This window comes from Pseudomonas sp. NPDC089918 (assembly GCF_050280605.1).
Lineage (GTDB): Bacteria > Pseudomonadota > Gammaproteobacteria > Pseudomonadales > Pseudomonadaceae > Aquipseudomonas.
In genome coordinates this window covers 96,765-111,434 of sequence record NZ_JBNNVP010000003.1, presented here as the reverse complement: position 1 = coordinate 111,434, position 14,670 = coordinate 96,765, and the positions used below count along the sequence as shown (strand labels likewise).

The following is a 14,670-nucleotide window of genomic DNA, read 5'->3' as shown; positions in this document are numbered from 1 at the left end:
AAATCAACTCGATAAAATTCCTCGAGCCAAGCGTCCCGACGCCTCAAACGGTGCGGGAAAACCGGCCTTTTTGCTCCCCTCCCAGATAGGCGTCAAATGCCATCGCGGCACTGCGCATCATCAAATGCCCTTGCGGCAACAGCACCAATTGGTCGCTGTGAATCTGCAATAGTCCGTCACGCACCTGCTCGTCCAGTTGCGCCAGCGCATCGGCAAAATACTCGGTGAAGCAAATACCATGACCCGCTTCGAACTTGGCGAAATCGATCCTGCCGTGGCACATCAGGTCGCTGATCACTTCGCGGCGCAGCAAGTCATCGGCGCTCAAGCGGTAACCTCGATGCACCGGCAACAAGCCTTGATCGATGCGGGCGTAGTACTGCGAAAGCTCCTTGACGCTCTGGCTGTAGCTGTCGCCGACCTTGCCGATCGAAGACACTCCCAGGCCGATCAAGTCGCAATCGGCATGGGTCGAGTAGCCCTGAAAATTGCGTTGCAGAGTGCCATGGGTGCGGGCCAGCGCCAGTTCATCGTCCGGCAAGGCGAAATGGTCCATGCCGATATAGACATAACCGGCCTCGGTCAGGCGGCGGATGGTCAACTCCAGCAACTCCAGCTTGCGCTCCGGTGGCGGCATGTCCGCCGGACGAATCAACCGTTGCGCGCGCACCAGCTCCGGCAAATGCGCGTAGCTGTAAGCGGCAATCCGGTCCGGGCGCAAAGCGATGATCTTGCTGAGGGTGATGTCGAAACTGTTCACGGTTTGCAGTGGCAGGCCGTAAATCAGATCGACGCTGATCGACTTGAATTGCGCCTCACGCGCCGCCGCGACCAGCGCGTAAATCTGTTCTTCACTTTGCTGGCGATTGACCGCCGCCTGCACGTCGGGATCGAAGTCCTGCACGCCGAAGCTCAGACGATTGAACCCCAATTTGCGCAGCGACTGGATCTGCTCGGTGTTGATGGTGCGCGGATCGACCTCGATGGAAAACTCATGGTCATCGCTGTCGTCCATGTCGAACGCCTGGTGCAAGCAGTCCATCAGATCCGCCAGCTGTTCACTGGTCAAATACGTCGGCGTGCCACCGCCCAGGTGCAGTTGCGTGAGTTTGCGCGTGCTGTCGAACAAGGCCGCCTGCATCACGATTTCACGTTTGAGGTACGTCAGGTATTCGACGGCCCGATGGGTTTTCCGGGTAATGATTTTGTTGCAGGCGCAGTAGTAGCAAAGGCTCTTGCAGAACGGAATATGGATATACACCGACAACGGCTTGGGCACCGCCGCCAGGTTGCTGTCGGAGGCGGCACGCTGATAGTCGTCGACAGCAAACGCCTGATGAAACTGTGGCGCCGTAGGGTAAGAGGTATAGCGCGGCCCGGGGCGGTCATACTTTTCGACCAAGGCTCGATCGAAATCGAATGCAGGTTTCATGATCAATCAACTCGCAGGTGGGTTAATGCCTTGCACTGCCCGAATCCTTTTCAAACAGGTTGCAGATGGCATCCACTTCCGGCCGGCCGGCGGGAAGAATGCTGATGAAACGGTCCGACAATTCGATCAACCCCTCACGACTCAATTGCTCCAGCAATGGCCAGACAGATGAAAAATACTGATGGAAAATCAGCCCATAGCGTCGCTCGATGGCGCGGATATCCAGCTCTTGATCACACGCCAGACGCTCCATGACCATGTGCCGTATCTGATCCCCCGCCTCGAAACGCCAGCCACGAGACGTCGGCAATTGGCCCCGGTCCAGTTGCTGCTGATAGCGCTCGATTGCGTCGGTGTTTTGCGTGTACAAATCGTCGATCTGACTGATAGCCCCCAAACCGAAGCCGATATGGTCGCAATAGCCGTGACGGGTAAAACCGTCACACGTGCGACGTAACCGGCCGCGCTCCTGAGCGATCGCCAGATCATCGTCGGGCCGCACAAACTGCCCCATACCGATGTAGTGATAGCCCACGGCGATCAACTGTTCGAAGGCGATCTGGCGCATCGCGCCTTTATCGTCCTGGCTGCACAGTTCCCTGACCTTGTCGCCGAGCCTTGGCCGATAGCGGCGTGGTGGTCGGGCATAGTCGAACACCATCAACCTGTCCGGCTCCAGCTCAATGATCGCCGCCAGCTTCAGCGCGAAGCTTTCTGGCGTTTGCCAGGCATGGCCAAAACCCAGATCGACATTGATCGATCGATAACCAAAGGTGCGGGCGGCATCGATCAGTGAATGAATGGGGGCCGGATTCTGATAGCAGGCCACCGACATGTCACAGTCGGTGTCGATATCCGGAACGCCAATGCTGACATGATTGAATCCCTGGTTGCGCAGCGCGCCCATGGTCGTCCAATCGGTATGGTGAAGGTCGACGTCAACGCTGTAGTCGCCGCACTCATGTTCGAGAAAGTTGAACCGGCCACGCAGATGACTCATCAGCCGCTCGAGATGAGCGCTGGTGGGTGTTCCGCCGCCCAGATGAAATTGTTCGACCCGCTGCTCCGAACTCAGGTGGCAACCGACGAGGTCGATCTCGTGCTGCAGGCGCTGGAGGTACTGTTCGATGTCGCCATGCTCGCAGGAGGCATCGCGCGGGGAACAAAAGGATGGCTTGAGCCGGGAAGGCAGCTGCACGTTCAGGGCGATCGGGCGTCGTTTCTGGCGGCTGACGCGCAGGGCACGGAGCAAATCCAGGGAGCCTATGCCGTCATGAAACTTTTGCGTGTCGGCATGGCAGTTGGGGTCGAGTACGCCCTGATCGCACCGAGCGATCAGCTCGCCGGGGGCGTGAGAAAAATCGAGCATGACAGGTCTCCGAGACTGGCTGCGGATCAACAGTGTCCGGGATTGGCGATCAATACTCCTTGACTTGTATCAAGCGCAAGCCAAGTGCTTGCAGGGCAGACCTTGGGGCAAGGCCGCTCACCACGTCAGGTAAAACATCCCCTTGGCCAGCAGCACAATAACGACCATATGGCAGAACACACTGCCATGGATGAAATGCAGGTATCGAGCGTTCATTCGGCCGCTTTTGAACAAAAACATGGCGCCCAGGAAATGCAGCAGCACGCTCACGGCGACCACGATTTTCAACATCAACAAGGTACTGAACGATGAGGCCATTGGTGTTGCAAGGGCGGGCAAGTAGCGCAACCAGACCATGCCCAGCCCCGCACCGAACAATACCAGTAGCACCCACGGCATCAGGGTGCGGGCTCGGCGGCCAATACCCTCCTCGACCAGCAGCATCACTTTGGCGGGCAACTGTTTGCGGATGCTTTCCAGAAAAAGGACTTCGAAGAACACCGTGCCGATAAAGATCAGGGCGGCAAACAGATGAAAGGTCAGAAACAGCGGATAGAGCATGATTTTTCGCCCTCGATTCAGCTGTCGGTTTCTCCGCAGAATACAGAGCAGGTCCGATCAGGCGATTGACATCAATCAAGAAACCCGCAAATCCCGGATGCGGCCTGGCCGCGTGTCGCAAATGACCCTGTTTTTTGAAGGCGTTACTGGTTAGGCAGCCTCAAAGCTCACCTTGAAACTATTGTCTAAGCTTAAGCTTCAGCATGAGGGCTCAGCCATGTGCGGACGACTTTCGCAGTATCGAGGTATCCACGAGTTCGTGGCGGCGCTAAGCATGCCCAACGCCCTGGTCAATAATGCTGGCGATCAGCCGCTCGAGCTCTACAACGCCGCGCCGTCGACTCAGCTCGCCCTGTTCCACGAGGAAAGCGGCATGCTGCACGCCGACAGGGTTCGTTGGGGCTGGCGACCGCATTGGGCCAGGGATCACGCGACACCGATCAACGCCAGGGTTGAGAAAGTTGCCCATGACCCGTTCTTCAAGGAGATATGGCCGCACCGGGCAATCATTGCCATCGATAACTGGTTTGAATGGGTTTACGAGGGCGGTCCGAAGAAACAGCCTTACCTGATCCGTCGCAAGGATCGTGCGCCGATCCTGTGCGCCGCCATTGGTCAGTATCCAAGGTACGAAAAGGAGCCGGACGAGCATGACGGCTTCGTGATCATCACCGCGGACAGTGAAGGCGGCATGGTGGATATTCACGACCGTCGGCCTGTGACGCTCAGTCCCGAACTGGCCCGGGAATGGATTGATCCATACACGCCCAAGGAGCGCGCCGAACAGATACTCCTGCAGCAAAGCGAACCTTGCGACGTCTTCGAATGGTTCAAAGTGGACATGGCCGTGGGCAATGTGAAGAACCAGGGCTCAGAACTGATAGAGCCTATCTAGGGCCTGAGCACCATGACCCGCCCCAATCAATCCGCCACCATGACGAGCGGAGATAAAACAATCTGAACCCGCACGTCCCCTCCAAGTCGAAAAAAATGGCAGCCCTTAATCACTGAAGCATCACTTTAAAGGAGTCTTTTCATGAAGATTTCGGAAGTTATGACGAAAGATGTTTTAACAGCCAAACCGAGCCAGACGATCCAGGAGGCCGCGAACATGATGGCCAGGATCGATAGCGGCGCCATTATGGTTGAGGAGCAAGAGCGTCTGATTGGCATGATCACGGACCGGGATATAGCCATTCGGGCCGTAGCCGAAGGACTCCCCGGCAAAACCCCTATCAGTAAAGTAATGACTGGCGGCATTCGCTATTGCTTTGAGGATGAAGACATAGAGCATGTGGCAAAGAACATGGCGGACGTGCAACTGCGCCGCCTGCCCGTGCTCAGCCGAGACAAGCGTCTGGTGGGCGTCGTGTCGCTGGGAAACATTGCCAGCACTCGATCTCAATCCGCCGCTGCTACTGTTTTGCGCGGAGTGGCACAGGCTCATCATTAACCGGGCCGCTAAGCGTTCATCAGGATCAAAGCTCGCATGGGTCTGGCACGCTCGCCTGGCCTGGAATCCCGGTCGAAACCCGGCTTCAGGGTCAGGCGAGTCCTTGTGCACACATCCACCGCAACCGTCTCGCCGAGATAACCTTCCCACACCCAGTGCGTCGTTCGCTGGGTCGCATGTTTATTGCACGACACATCAGTTTGGCTCGACGAGCAGGTCCTTGTCCTCCGCGCCTAGCGCCGGCTCCTGGTCTTCCAATTTGTCGGTTTCACGCTTTTTTTTCAGTCGGGCTCGAGTGCGCTCGGTGTCATAGGTTTTTCCGTCGGCCAAGGCGTTCAGGGTTGTTGAAATCCGATAGAAACCACCGCACGGCTCACAATAAATGCGCAAGCCACCCCCGTACGAAAGATCTTCCAGCGCATTAGTGTTTCCACAAAGCGGACAGCTCATAGCCACCTCCTGATCATTCAGTTAGCCGCTTTCAGCCCGCCATAAATGCTGACAACCTGGGTAGGTGTGATTACGAATAGCGGGGACATGTTGATATCGACAGGGGCTATCCATGGAGGTTGCTTGTTTTTTTGTCGATAGATCGAGCAATACCTGCGTGAGCCCCTGTAGGAGCTGCCGAAGGCTGCTCCTACAGAGTTTGCGTCAGCATCGGGGGACGGATTCTAATCCGAAGTCAGCGGCTCCTTGGAGCGAATCGGCGCGATGACCGACCTCTCCTCGGTGTCGCGATGCAATAAGGCAACGTGGTAGTCATAGGTGGATATCAACGGCACCGGCTCATCAATTCGAGACATCTCAAGCCATCGTCTTGTGCGTTCGATGTCAAAGAACTCGTTCTTTAATTTCATTTTCGCCACAAGGTTCGCAGAGACCTTGTAGCGTCCACATCCGGCCGAGCATTTGACTTCTGACCAGTCTCCAGCCGCGTGAACAGCATTAGAGGCAGCCTGACAGATTAGGCACTTCATGTTCGATCTCCGTATCCATGAACTACCAACTGTAGACGATCCGCGACCAAGGAGCGTTCACTTCGCAGAAAGATAAAAGCATCAAAAAACGAAGAGCCCAGCGCAATGGCTGGGCTCAAGTTATCTTCTGTTTTCCAGCATCTTATCGGCGAGTGCTTTGGCCCTTTGGATTAACAGATTCTGCCTGTCTTCGTGGGTGGCTTCTCCTACCACCGGTGCCGTCAGATTGCTTTCGGCAATCAACGCGGCACAGAAGTATTGATCCCAAACAGCGCCTTGCTCCGACTCCTGTCTATTCATTTGGTCGGCGATCATATGCGGCTCCTTTTGGTGAGGTAGCCTTTTAAGTTTACTCCCGAATCGTGGACTACCCGCGTCGCGAAGGATGACCGGCACCTCATTGCCATCCACTTACTGGCGACAAGTCGTTTCCTCAACTAGGATTTTTAGCGCACAGGACTTCGCCCACTGTGTTGTCGGGCGATTCATCAAAGGAGAGATAGATGACATCTACTCGAACTTCCGAGCAAACCTATCGTGGATGGTCCAACCCCATCTTGCTCGAACTCAAGGAGAGAGAACATCAGCTAAGCCCTTCGGCACGCCAGGCTCTGCAAAATGTCCTGGTGGAAAGAAGGCTTCTTGACACTGGCAACCCATCCGGCAGCGATCGGCGCAAGGCTGATCCAGCCGGGTAACGACAGGCATCAATAACGTTTGTCCATCATGCTCATCATCGACGCTGCTGGCTCTCTGCCGGCAGCGCGCTCATAAGCCATTCCAAATTCCAGACAAAAAAAAAGCCCAGGCAGCTGATGGACGCCTGGGCTTTAAAAATGCATAAACCGTGGTGGTGAACGCGGGGCAATATTACCCAATCGCGGGACTTGTAACAAGATATTCTGAGTCACTATCCAGTTACTAAACCTCCTAACCCATTAAATATCCACACTATTTTCAAGTCATCTGCTGACTGTTCCGCTCCCGACACCATCGCTTGTAGCGGAAAAAGCTCCCCGTGCATCGCGCACCAGCTCACGCCATTCGGCGTTGTTTATGAGCCCGGCCCCTTCCATTTCATCCGCCGCCTTCAGCAGTTTGTCGTAGTGTTCTTCACAATCCATCCCGGCCTCCGGTTCTCTCAAGAGCCGGTACCAGGCATCGAGGGCTGCCTTTTTTCGATCATCATTCATAGCCAAACTCCCTGGGGCTGTCAGCTCTTGGAAGTTGATTCAGGAATGACCGTTCCTCAGTTCCGACATACGGCAGCTGCGGGCGTTACAAACAATCCCGTACAGCCTGGCGCAGCGCCCCTGACTTGGCCCATGGTGGCCCCTGGTAAAGCGATACCCGGCTGCCATCCTTCGATTTCACGATAACCAGAATTTCGTCAGCTGTAATGACGCTGGGTGCGGTGATCCGGTAGCCATTGGAAATCGGCGATTGCGTCGATCCCGGAATGTCCTGACGCCATAACGGTAATACACACGCGGCATATTCCTTGGGCGCCTTATCGCTGTATTTGCTGATATTGGGCTCGCCGGGCACCACGGATGCGGGTAATGAACAGCCCGCCAACACAGCCACCGCTATTCCCGCTATCAACATGCGCATAACGCTTCCTTATCCTGAAAAACGGGAAATGTAGCCTGCAATTACGCAGACATCCAGCCGACACCCGACGCTCTCTATACAGGGGCTTCGCCCTGCCCCGGCTCGGCCCCCGAGCCGGAATCGGGATACGACCTCGCATTCAGGTACGTCATCCATCGCTCGTACGCTTCATGCTGCCATTTCGTGACCCGCTCCCATTCCGGGCCGCTCAACTGATGGGCCGAGATCAGTTTCATCATTTCCGTGGTTGCCGTATCCAGGTCAACGATCAGTTCATGCGCATGGAGTCTGAAATCATCGGTAATCGTCATTTGAGATGGCCTCCCTAGCGAATAAATCATTACCTCAATACGACAGCAGAGCTGTTCATTCGCGTTAATGTTCCCGACCAATGGAAGCCGTTCCCTCTCTACCCCTTCACGCAGACCACCTGTCGCAAGGTGTGCAACACTTCCACCAGATCACGCTGGGCGTACATGACTTTATCGATGTCCTTGTAAGCCATCGGAATTTCATCGATGACCGCCGCATCCTTGCGGCACTCCACATGAGCGGTCGCGCGGATCTGGTCTGCGACAGTGAAGGTGTTTTTGGCTTTGGTGCGGCTCATGGTCCGACCGGCACCGTGGCTGCAGGAACAGAACGATTGCTCGTTGCCCAGACCCCGAACGATGAAGCTTTTGGCGCCCATGGAGCCGGGAATGATCCCCAGTTCGCCCTTCTTCGCCGACACCGCGCCCTTGCGGGTGACCAGGACGTTTTCGCCGAAGTGCCGCTCTTTCTGCACGTAATTGTGATGACAGTTCACAGCCTCCAGCGCGACCTCGAAGGGTTTGCGGATCACTTGCCGCGCTGCCTGAATCACCGCCTGCATCATCAACGCGCGGTTCTGCCGAGCGAAGTCCTGAGCCCAGCCCACCGCTTCGACGTAGTCATCGAAATGCCGGCTGCCTTCCTTGAAATAGGCCAGATCGCGGTCCGGCAGATTGGCGATGTGCTGGCGCATGTCCGCTTGAGCCAATTGAATGAACAGAGTCCCGATAGCATTGCCAACGCCGCGAGAACCGCTGTGCAACATGAACCAGACGCGGTTGGCCTCATCCAGGCAGACCTCGATGAAGTGATTACCGGTACCGAGAGTGCCCAGGTGCTGACGGTTGTTGGTGCTGGCGAGTTTCGGGTATTTGTCGGTGATCGCCTTGAACCGTGAGCTAAGCGCCGCCCAGGCTTGATCGGCCTGGTGTGGAACGTGGTTCCAGGCGCCTTCATCGCGGCGACCACGGCTCAACGTGCGGCCATGTGGCACGGCTTTTTCGATGGCACTACGCAGGCCATGCAGGTTGTCTGGCAAGTCGTCGGCGGTCAGTGAAGTGCGCGCGGCAATCATGCCGCAGCCGATATCCACCCCCACGGCTGCCGGAATGATCGCACCCACGGTGGGGATCACGCTGCCGATGGTGGACCCTTTGCCCAGATGCACATCCGGCATCACTGCCAGATGCTTGAAGATGAACGGCATCTTCGCGATATTGATCAATTGCTGCCGGGCTTCGCTTTCAACCGGCACTCCCTCGGCCCAGAGTTTGATCGGCTTGCCGTTGGCGACTTCCAGCAATTGGTAGACAGGTTTTTGCATGATTTCGACTCTCTTGCGATCAGACGAACATAACGCTCCAGACAGGTAAATAGGACTACTATTTCGTAGCGGGGAATTGCAGGAGGTCATCATGTGGCTTAACGAATATGAACAGCAACTTCGGCGCGACCTGCAAGGTGTAGCCTCGGACCTGAGGTGGTCGGCGGTAGAGCTTTTGCGCATCGCAGAGCAGTTGCGCCAGGCCGGCAATGATGTGGACGCAGAGGCAACACTAAGGTTGTGCGCGTTGTTCCAGGGCGATGAAGAGCGACTGGCGGGCTATGCTGAAGAAGTGAAAGCAAAATCCATCACTCGAACGAAAGTTCACTAGAGAGCGCTGCCATGAACAAGCCTCTATGCGCGCTGATCGCCGTGCTGGCGGCGTCAGGTGGCTGCAACACGGAATCACACGTTTATCGAGACCAACCGCTGGTCGCCAAGGTCGAGACTGGCATGAGCAAGGAACAAGTCCAGCAGATTGGCGGCCAGCCTTTATCGATAACGAAGCGCACGGTGGAACCTGGTACCTGCTTTGACTACAAGCTGATCCAGGCCGGCCATCAGCAACCGTACAATGTCAGCTTCGATGGCACGGGCAAGGTCGACCACAAAAGTTTCATGACCTGTGCGCAATGGAGTCGTGCCCAACAAAAAGCCAGAGAATATTCCCCTTCCACAGGCGGGATGGGTGGCGGCGGCTACTGATTCCACCGTGTAGCAGCTGCCTCGCAGGCAGGCTCGGCAGCTGCTATAGCGCACTATTTGTCTGATTTGTGGCTACGCGACGCTTTACTCGACCGGGCTCTGTAGGCGGGAAGCGAAGCTGCATAAGCCAGCGCCTCCTCTCTGCTGCCAAAGGCTCCCAACCGGTCACCTTTGGTGCACACCCGCCAGGGGCCGTTGTTCACGCTGAGTACGTCGTAGCCGTTCATGTGCATTTTGGTCAGCATCGGAACGCTCATAGTCACCTCCATTTCGGCAGTGATAGTCCTGGATCGACTCAATTACCTTACACCCGACCTTCACTGAAGTGCCAGCCAGACGTCGCGTCAGGATTCCGGCATTTCATTGCACTTTCAGCCGCCCTGTCGACTCCAACCCTTGAAGCAGGCACTTCTGCGGATGTCGGTCTGAATATTGCATTTTTATGACTGTTTTGTGACAGGCAGCAGTCGGGTAACCCATGAAAGTACGTGCAACCGTCATTTGCGAGCAGGATCGGCACATTCTCCTGGTGCGCAAACCCAAGTGTCGCTGGACCTTGCCAGGCGGAAAAGTCGAGCCTGGCGAAACCGCTGCGGGCGCGGCCATGCGAGAGCTCTACGAGGAAACAGGGCTTGAGGTCGATGACATGCTGTACTTGATGGAATGGGAAACGACCAGCACCCGGCACCATGTATATGAGGCGTCGGTCGTAAACCTGGCAGAGGCTCGGCCACAGAATGAAATCTTCGACTGCATCTGGTATCCGCTGGAGGCCGTCCACAATCTGAAAATAAGCGACGCCGCGCTCAGAATCGTCAAAGCGTTTCAGCGTCGCTTGTAGGTCGCAGGTATTCAGGCTTTAGCCGAAGCCATCTGAAAGCTTTTCAGCCCAGATCGCCGCCACCGACCGGCATGACCATGCCGGTGATGTAGGAGGCTTCGTCGCTGGCCAGAAACAGGATAGCGCTCGCCTGCTCATCCAGCGTGCCGTAGCGCTTCATCAAACTGCTGTCGAGGGTCTGGTCGACAATCTGCTGATACCAGAGCTTTTCCTGAGCGCTCTGTTGCGCGGTGTTGCGTGGGATCAGTCGCGGTGGCGCCTCGGTGCCACCGGGGGCGGTCGCGTTGACCCGCACGCCACGACCGGCCGTTTCGAAGGCCAGGCATGCGGTCAGCGCATTGACCCCGCCCTTCGCCGCACCGTATGGCACGCGATTGACGCTACGGGTCGCAATGGACGAAACGTTGACGATGGCGCCGCTGCCTTGTTCGAGCATGAACGGCAGTGCGGCATGGCAACACCACAGCGTCGGGAACAACGAACGGCGGACTTCGGCTTCGATCTGCTGCTCTTCATAGTGCTCGAAAGGCTTGGCCCAGATTGTGCCGCCGACGTTATTGACCAGCACATCGAGGCGATCAAAGCGTTCGACAGCGGTGCGCATAACGCGACTGCATTCGCTGTACTGCTCAAGGTCGGCGGTCAGGGCTAGTACCTGGCTGCTCTGCCCCAATTCCTTCTGGAGTTCGAACACCAGATCGGAGCGGTCGACCAAGATCAGTCGCGCACCTTCGGCAGCCATGCGTTCAGCCACACGCCGGCCGATGCCTTGGGCGGCACCGGTAATCAGCGCGACTTTTTCGTGGAATCTGTTCATGTGTACCTCGTGACGAAGGATGCCGTTCAGTTAGGGCATACCAGATAAAACACTGACCTGTGGGAGCGGGCTTGCTCGCGAAAGCGGTCTCACAGTCGAGATCTCTGTTGGATTTTCCGCCCTCTTCGCGAGCAAGCCCGCTCCCACATTGAATCGTTGCCGAGGACGGTATCGGTGTAGGGCCGCACTCGCGTAACTGCACGAATCAAGCCGCGCTGGCGGCAAATTTCTCGTAGTAAAAGTTCGCAGGCGCAATGCCTTGCTCGCGGATGAACTGGCTGACCGCTTCGACCATCGGCGGCGGGCCGCACAGGTAGACGTCGACGTCGCCATCGTTCAAATGCCGTGGCTCGATGTGTTGGGTCACGTAACCCTTGAGCGGGTGCCGGCTGTCGGGATTGGCCACGCAGGCACTGAAGCTGAAGTTCGCAATTCGTGCGGCGAAGGTTTCGAGTCGATCGAGTTCCACCAGGTCGAAATCGTTGGTCACGCCGTAGATCAAATGCAGTGGATGCTCGCTGCCCTGTTCGGCGATTTTTTCCAGCATCGCGGTAAACGGCGCCAGACCGGTGCCACCCGCCAGCAGCAACAATGGACGGCGGATGTCGCGCAAATAGAAGCTGCCCAACGGTCCGGCCAGGCTCATGCTGTCGCCGGCCTTGGCCATGCCGGTGAGGAAACTGCTCATCAAGCCACCGGGCACGTTGCGAATCAGAAAACTGACTTCGCCGTCGCGCTGCAACGAGCTGAACGAGTAAGCGCGGGTCTGCTCACTGCCGGGCACCCCGAGGTTCACATACTGCCCCGGCAGAAACGCCAGTTTGCTCAGGGCTTCGCCCTTGATCGACAGCGCGATGGTGCTGTCGGACAACTGCCGCACGGCGCTGATGGTCGCGTCATAACTGGCCTGACGGGTACGGCAGACATCCGATGAAACCGGCACCCGCACCACGCAATCGCTCTGCGCCCGCATTTGGCAGGTCAGGACAAAACCCTGTTGCGCTTCGTCGGCGCTGAGGGCGTCTTCGATGTAGTCCTCGCCCAATTCGTAGCGGCCGGCCTCGGCGAAGCACTTGCAGGTTCCGCAGGCGCCGTCGCGGCAGTCCAGTGGAATATTGATGCCTTGGCGATACGCGGCATCGGCCACGGTTTCGCCGGCGTTGGCGTCGATGAACCGGGTGACGCCATCTTCGAAATTGAATGCAATGGAATGAGTCATGACGGCCGCCTCAGAGGTGGTAGACATCGATGACCTGGCGAACGTAGTCGTTCTTCAGGATCACTTTCTTGGCCTTGATCAACGGGTTCTCACCGCGCACATCCAGGGTGTAGAAGCTGCTGCCGAAATAGCTGTCGACGGTCTTGTAGCGAAAGCTCAGGGTGTGCCAGTTGAAGCGCACCTTGCATAGCCCGTCGGCCTGTTCGAGCAGCTCGATATTGCTGAGGTTGTGCGAGGTGCGGGTGTCCGGCACGCTGGCGCTGGAACGCTCGGTCTTGATGCGGAAGATGCGGTCTTCCAGGCCGGTGCGGTTGCCGTACCAGATCAGCGAGATTTCCCGCTGCGGGTCTTCAGTCAGCTCGTCGTTGTCGTCCCAGGACGGCATCCAGAATGTCGCGTCCGGCGCGTACAACTCCAGCCAGTCGTCCCATTGTTTGTCGTCGAGGTAGCGTGCTTCGCGGTAGAGAAAATCGCGCACAGCGTCATAGGTAATGGTCATTGCACGGCCTCCACTGCAATCAGTTCGGACTGCTCCGCGGCCAACGCCTTGAGCATCGTTTGCTGCCAATACTTGTGTTGCAACACGAACAGGCCTTCGTCTTCGGTACGCACGCCGCTGAGCAGCGGATGCAGGTCGATTTCCTTGGCCGCGTCATCAGCGCCTTCGACCCAATGTTCGGCGCCACGGGACATGTCGTTCCACGTGGTGACGCTGCCCTGGTAACCCGTCTGACAGGAGCGAAACTCTTCCAGATCGTCCGGGGTCGCCATGCCGCTGACGTTGAAGAAATCCTCGTACTGACGAATCCGGCTCGAACGGGCGTGGTCGCTTTCGCCTTTGGGGGCGATGCAGTAAATGGTGATTTCGGTGCGGTTGACCGAGATCGGCCGGGCGATGCGGATCTGCGAGCTGAACTGGTCCATCAGGTACACGTTCGGGTACAGGCACAGGTTGCGCGAGTTCTCGATCATCCAGTCGGCGCGAGCCTTGCCGAAATCCCGGGCCAACTCGTCGCGACGCTCGTACAACGGACGGTCCTCGGGGTTGGACCAACGGGTCCAGAGCAGCATGTGGCCCTTGTCAAAGGAATAGAAACCGCCGCCCTGCTTGGCCCAGGTGCCGGCGCTCATGGTCGGGTTGCAATCACCGGCCTCGCGCTGTTTGCGTTGGTTCTGGGTCGCGGCGTAGTTCCAGTGCACCGAGCTTACGTGATAGCCGTCGGCACCGTTTTCGGCGGTGAGTTTCCAGTTGCCTTCGTAGATGTAGCTGGAGGAACCGCGCAGCACTTCCAGGCCATCGGCGGACTGATCGACGATCATGTCGATGATCTTCGCCGACTCGCCCAAGTGCTCGACCAACGGCACGACATCGGCCTTGAGGCTGCCGAACAGGAAGCCGCGATAGGATTCGAAACGCGCAACTTTGGTCAGGTCGTGGGAGCCTTCGCAATTGAAGCTCGCCGGGTAGCCGGCCGCCGCCGGGTCCTTGACCTTGAGCAGCTTGCCGGAGTTGTTGAAGGTCCAGCCGTGGAATGGGCAGGTGTACGAACTCTTGTTGCCGGTCTTGTGCCGGCAGAGCATCGCTCCACGGTGGCTGCACGCATTGATAAAGGCATTCAACTCACCGTCCTTGTTGCGCGCGATGAAGATCGACTGACGCCCCATGGTGGTGGTGTAGAAATCGTTGTTGTTGGGGATCTGGCTTTCATGTGCGAGGTACAGCCAGTTGCCTTCAAAGATGTGTTCCATCTCGAGGTCGAACAGCCGCGGATCGGTGAACATCTCGCGCTTGCAGCGATAGATGCCCTGCTCAGGGTCTTCTTCAAGCAGGGAGTGAAGGTATTCGGGTCGCAGGGACATGGCCGCCGCCTCCATTGTTTTTATTCAGGCAGGGCCATGCTAGGACGAGGGGATGGGGCGGACTATCCGCCGGGTGCAGACCTGTATCCGTTTTGTGCAGAGTGATTTTTGCCCGATCGTTCCCACGCTCTGCGTGGGAATGCAGCGCGGGACGCTCTGCGTCCCAAAAGCGGACGCGGAGCG

Annotated in this window: 21 protein-coding genes; 6 read left to right on the top strand and 15 right to left on the bottom strand. The window is 57.3% G+C overall.

The genetic code is table 11. The features are described 5' to 3' along the window. Nucleotides 1-43: 43 nt before the first annotated feature. The 3 genes from hemN to ACQKPC_RS03295 all read right to left on the bottom strand — a co-directional run bounded on the left by hemN (nt 44) and on the right by ACQKPC_RS03295 (nt 3,362). A complete protein-coding gene (gene hemN, locus ACQKPC_RS03305; RefSeq protein WP_427623096.1) occupies nt 44-1,432 on the bottom strand; it encodes an oxygen-independent coproporphyrinogen III oxidase in 1,389 nt (462 codons plus the stop codon). A gap of 22 nt (nt 1,433-1,454) precedes the next feature. After that, the gene (locus ACQKPC_RS03300) at nt 1,455-2,801 is read right to left on the bottom strand and encodes a coproporphyrinogen III oxidase (protein ID WP_427623095.1); all 1,347 of its coding nucleotides are present in this window, start codon (nt 2,799-2,801) and stop codon (nt 1,455-1,457) included. A 117-nt stretch (nt 2,802-2,918) separates the two neighbouring features. Then, nucleotides 2,919-3,362, bottom strand: coding sequence for a CopD family copper resistance protein (locus ACQKPC_RS03295; protein WP_427623094.1), 444 nt, complete (start codon nt 3,360-3,362; stop codon nt 2,919-2,921). A gap of 217 nt (nt 3,363-3,579) precedes the next feature. Here ACQKPC_RS03295 and ACQKPC_RS03290 point away from each other — a divergent pair, with 217 nt between their 5' ends. Both ACQKPC_RS03290 and ACQKPC_RS03285 read left to right on the top strand, forming a co-directional pair. Beyond that, nucleotides 3,580-4,257 carry an SOS response-associated peptidase family protein gene (locus ACQKPC_RS03290; RefSeq protein WP_427623093.1) on the top strand — a complete coding sequence of 226 codons (678 nt, stop codon included), beginning with the start codon at nt 3,580-3,582 and terminating at the stop codon, nt 4,255-4,257. Nucleotides 4,258-4,398: 141 nt separating this feature from the next. Beyond that, nucleotides 4,399-4,815: a CBS domain-containing protein gene (locus tag ACQKPC_RS03285; protein ID WP_427623092.1), complete on the top strand. Its 417-nt coding sequence runs from the start codon at nt 4,399-4,401 to the stop codon at nt 4,813-4,815. A 195-nt stretch (nt 4,816-5,010) separates the two neighbouring features. On the opposite strand, the gene ACQKPC_RS03280 is transcribed toward ACQKPC_RS03285, so the two are convergent. From ACQKPC_RS03280 to ACQKPC_RS03270, 3 genes are all read right to left on the bottom strand, one after another. Then, a complete protein-coding gene (locus ACQKPC_RS03280; protein ID WP_427623091.1) occupies nt 5,011-5,265 on the bottom strand; it encodes a hypothetical protein in 255 nt (84 codons plus the stop codon). Between the two features lie 224 nt (nt 5,266-5,489). Beyond that, nucleotides 5,490-5,621 (bottom strand): hypothetical protein, encoded by a 132-nt coding sequence (locus tag ACQKPC_RS03275; RefSeq protein WP_427623090.1) that lies wholly within the window; start codon nt 5,619-5,621, stop codon nt 5,490-5,492. Nucleotides 5,622-5,915: 294 nt separating this feature from the next. After that, the gene (locus ACQKPC_RS03270) at nt 5,916-6,110 is read right to left on the bottom strand and encodes a hypothetical protein (RefSeq protein ID WP_007895586.1); all 195 of its coding nucleotides are present in this window, start codon (nt 6,108-6,110) and stop codon (nt 5,916-5,918) included. Nucleotides 6,111-6,298: 188 nt separating this feature from the next. On the opposite strand from ACQKPC_RS03270, the gene ACQKPC_RS03265 reads away from it, so the two are divergent. Continuing rightward, nucleotides 6,299-6,493 (top strand): hypothetical protein, encoded by a 195-nt coding sequence (locus ACQKPC_RS03265; RefSeq protein WP_080370446.1) that lies wholly within the window; start codon nt 6,299-6,301, stop codon nt 6,491-6,493. Between the two features lie 264 nt (nt 6,494-6,757). Here ACQKPC_RS03265 and ACQKPC_RS03260 read toward each other — a convergent pair whose 3' ends face one another. From ACQKPC_RS03260 to ACQKPC_RS03245, 4 genes are all read right to left on the bottom strand, one after another. Further along, on the bottom strand, nt 6,758-6,988 hold the full coding sequence (locus ACQKPC_RS03260; RefSeq protein WP_008074996.1) for a hypothetical protein: 231 nt from the start codon (nt 6,986-6,988) through the stop codon (nt 6,758-6,760). An 85-nt stretch (nt 6,989-7,073) separates the two neighbouring features. Continuing rightward, nucleotides 7,074-7,409 (bottom strand): hypothetical protein, encoded by a 336-nt coding sequence (locus ACQKPC_RS03255; RefSeq protein ID WP_008074995.1) that lies wholly within the window; start codon nt 7,407-7,409, stop codon nt 7,074-7,076. Between the two features lie 74 nt (nt 7,410-7,483). Beyond that, nucleotides 7,484-7,720 carry a hypothetical protein gene (locus ACQKPC_RS03250; RefSeq protein ID WP_427623089.1) on the bottom strand — a complete coding sequence of 79 codons (237 nt, stop codon included), beginning with the start codon at nt 7,718-7,720 and terminating at the stop codon, nt 7,484-7,486. A 98-nt stretch (nt 7,721-7,818) separates the two neighbouring features. Further along, entirely contained in the window at nt 7,819-9,045 is a 1,227-nt protein-coding gene (locus ACQKPC_RS03245; protein ID WP_427623088.1) for an RtcB family protein, read from the bottom strand. 91 nt (nt 9,046-9,136) lie between these two features. On the opposite strand from ACQKPC_RS03245, the gene ACQKPC_RS03240 reads away from it, so the two are divergent. Both ACQKPC_RS03240 and osmE read left to right on the top strand, forming a co-directional pair. Further along, on the top strand, nt 9,137-9,376 hold the full coding sequence (locus tag ACQKPC_RS03240) for a hypothetical protein (RefSeq protein WP_007895573.1): 240 nt from the start codon (nt 9,137-9,139) through the stop codon (nt 9,374-9,376). An 11-nt stretch (nt 9,377-9,387) separates the two neighbouring features. Further along, entirely contained in the window at nt 9,388-9,750 is a 363-nt protein-coding gene (gene osmE / locus ACQKPC_RS03235; protein WP_427623087.1) for an osmotically-inducible lipoprotein OsmE, read from the top strand. Nucleotides 9,751-9,803: 53 nt separating this feature from the next. Here osmE and ACQKPC_RS03230 read toward each other — a convergent pair whose 3' ends face one another. Further along, nucleotides 9,804-10,007, bottom strand: coding sequence for an SPOR domain-containing protein (locus tag ACQKPC_RS03230; protein ID WP_008072154.1), 204 nt, complete (start codon nt 10,005-10,007; stop codon nt 9,804-9,806). A 221-nt stretch (nt 10,008-10,228) separates the two neighbouring features. Between ACQKPC_RS03230 and ACQKPC_RS03225 the strand changes: the two genes are divergently transcribed. Beyond that, entirely contained in the window at nt 10,229-10,591 is a 363-nt protein-coding gene (locus ACQKPC_RS03225) for an NUDIX hydrolase (protein WP_427623086.1), read from the top strand. A gap of 43 nt (nt 10,592-10,634) precedes the next feature. On the opposite strand, the gene ACQKPC_RS03220 is transcribed toward ACQKPC_RS03225, so the two are convergent. The 4 genes from ACQKPC_RS03220 to benA form a co-directional block, all read right to left on the bottom strand. Beyond that, complete coding sequence (locus ACQKPC_RS03220) at nt 10,635-11,408, bottom strand: 1,6-dihydroxycyclohexa-2,4-diene-1-carboxylate dehydrogenase (RefSeq protein WP_427623085.1); 774 nt, start codon at nt 11,406-11,408, stop codon at nt 10,635-10,637. A 205-nt stretch (nt 11,409-11,613) separates the two neighbouring features. Next, complete coding sequence (benC, locus tag ACQKPC_RS03215; RefSeq protein WP_427623084.1) at nt 11,614-12,627, bottom strand: benzoate 1,2-dioxygenase electron transfer component BenC; 1,014 nt, start codon at nt 12,625-12,627, stop codon at nt 11,614-11,616. A 10-nt stretch (nt 12,628-12,637) separates the two neighbouring features. Then, a complete protein-coding gene (gene benB, locus ACQKPC_RS03210) occupies nt 12,638-13,126 on the bottom strand; it encodes a benzoate 1,2-dioxygenase small subunit (protein WP_007895555.1) in 489 nt (162 codons plus the stop codon). After that, the gene (benA, locus tag ACQKPC_RS03205) at nt 13,123-14,487 is read right to left on the bottom strand and encodes a benzoate 1,2-dioxygenase large subunit (RefSeq protein ID WP_008072149.1); all 1,365 of its coding nucleotides are present in this window, start codon (nt 14,485-14,487) and stop codon (nt 13,123-13,125) included. Before benA ends, benB begins: the two co-directional genes overlap by 4 nt. Nucleotides 14,488-14,670 lie beyond the last annotated feature (183 nt).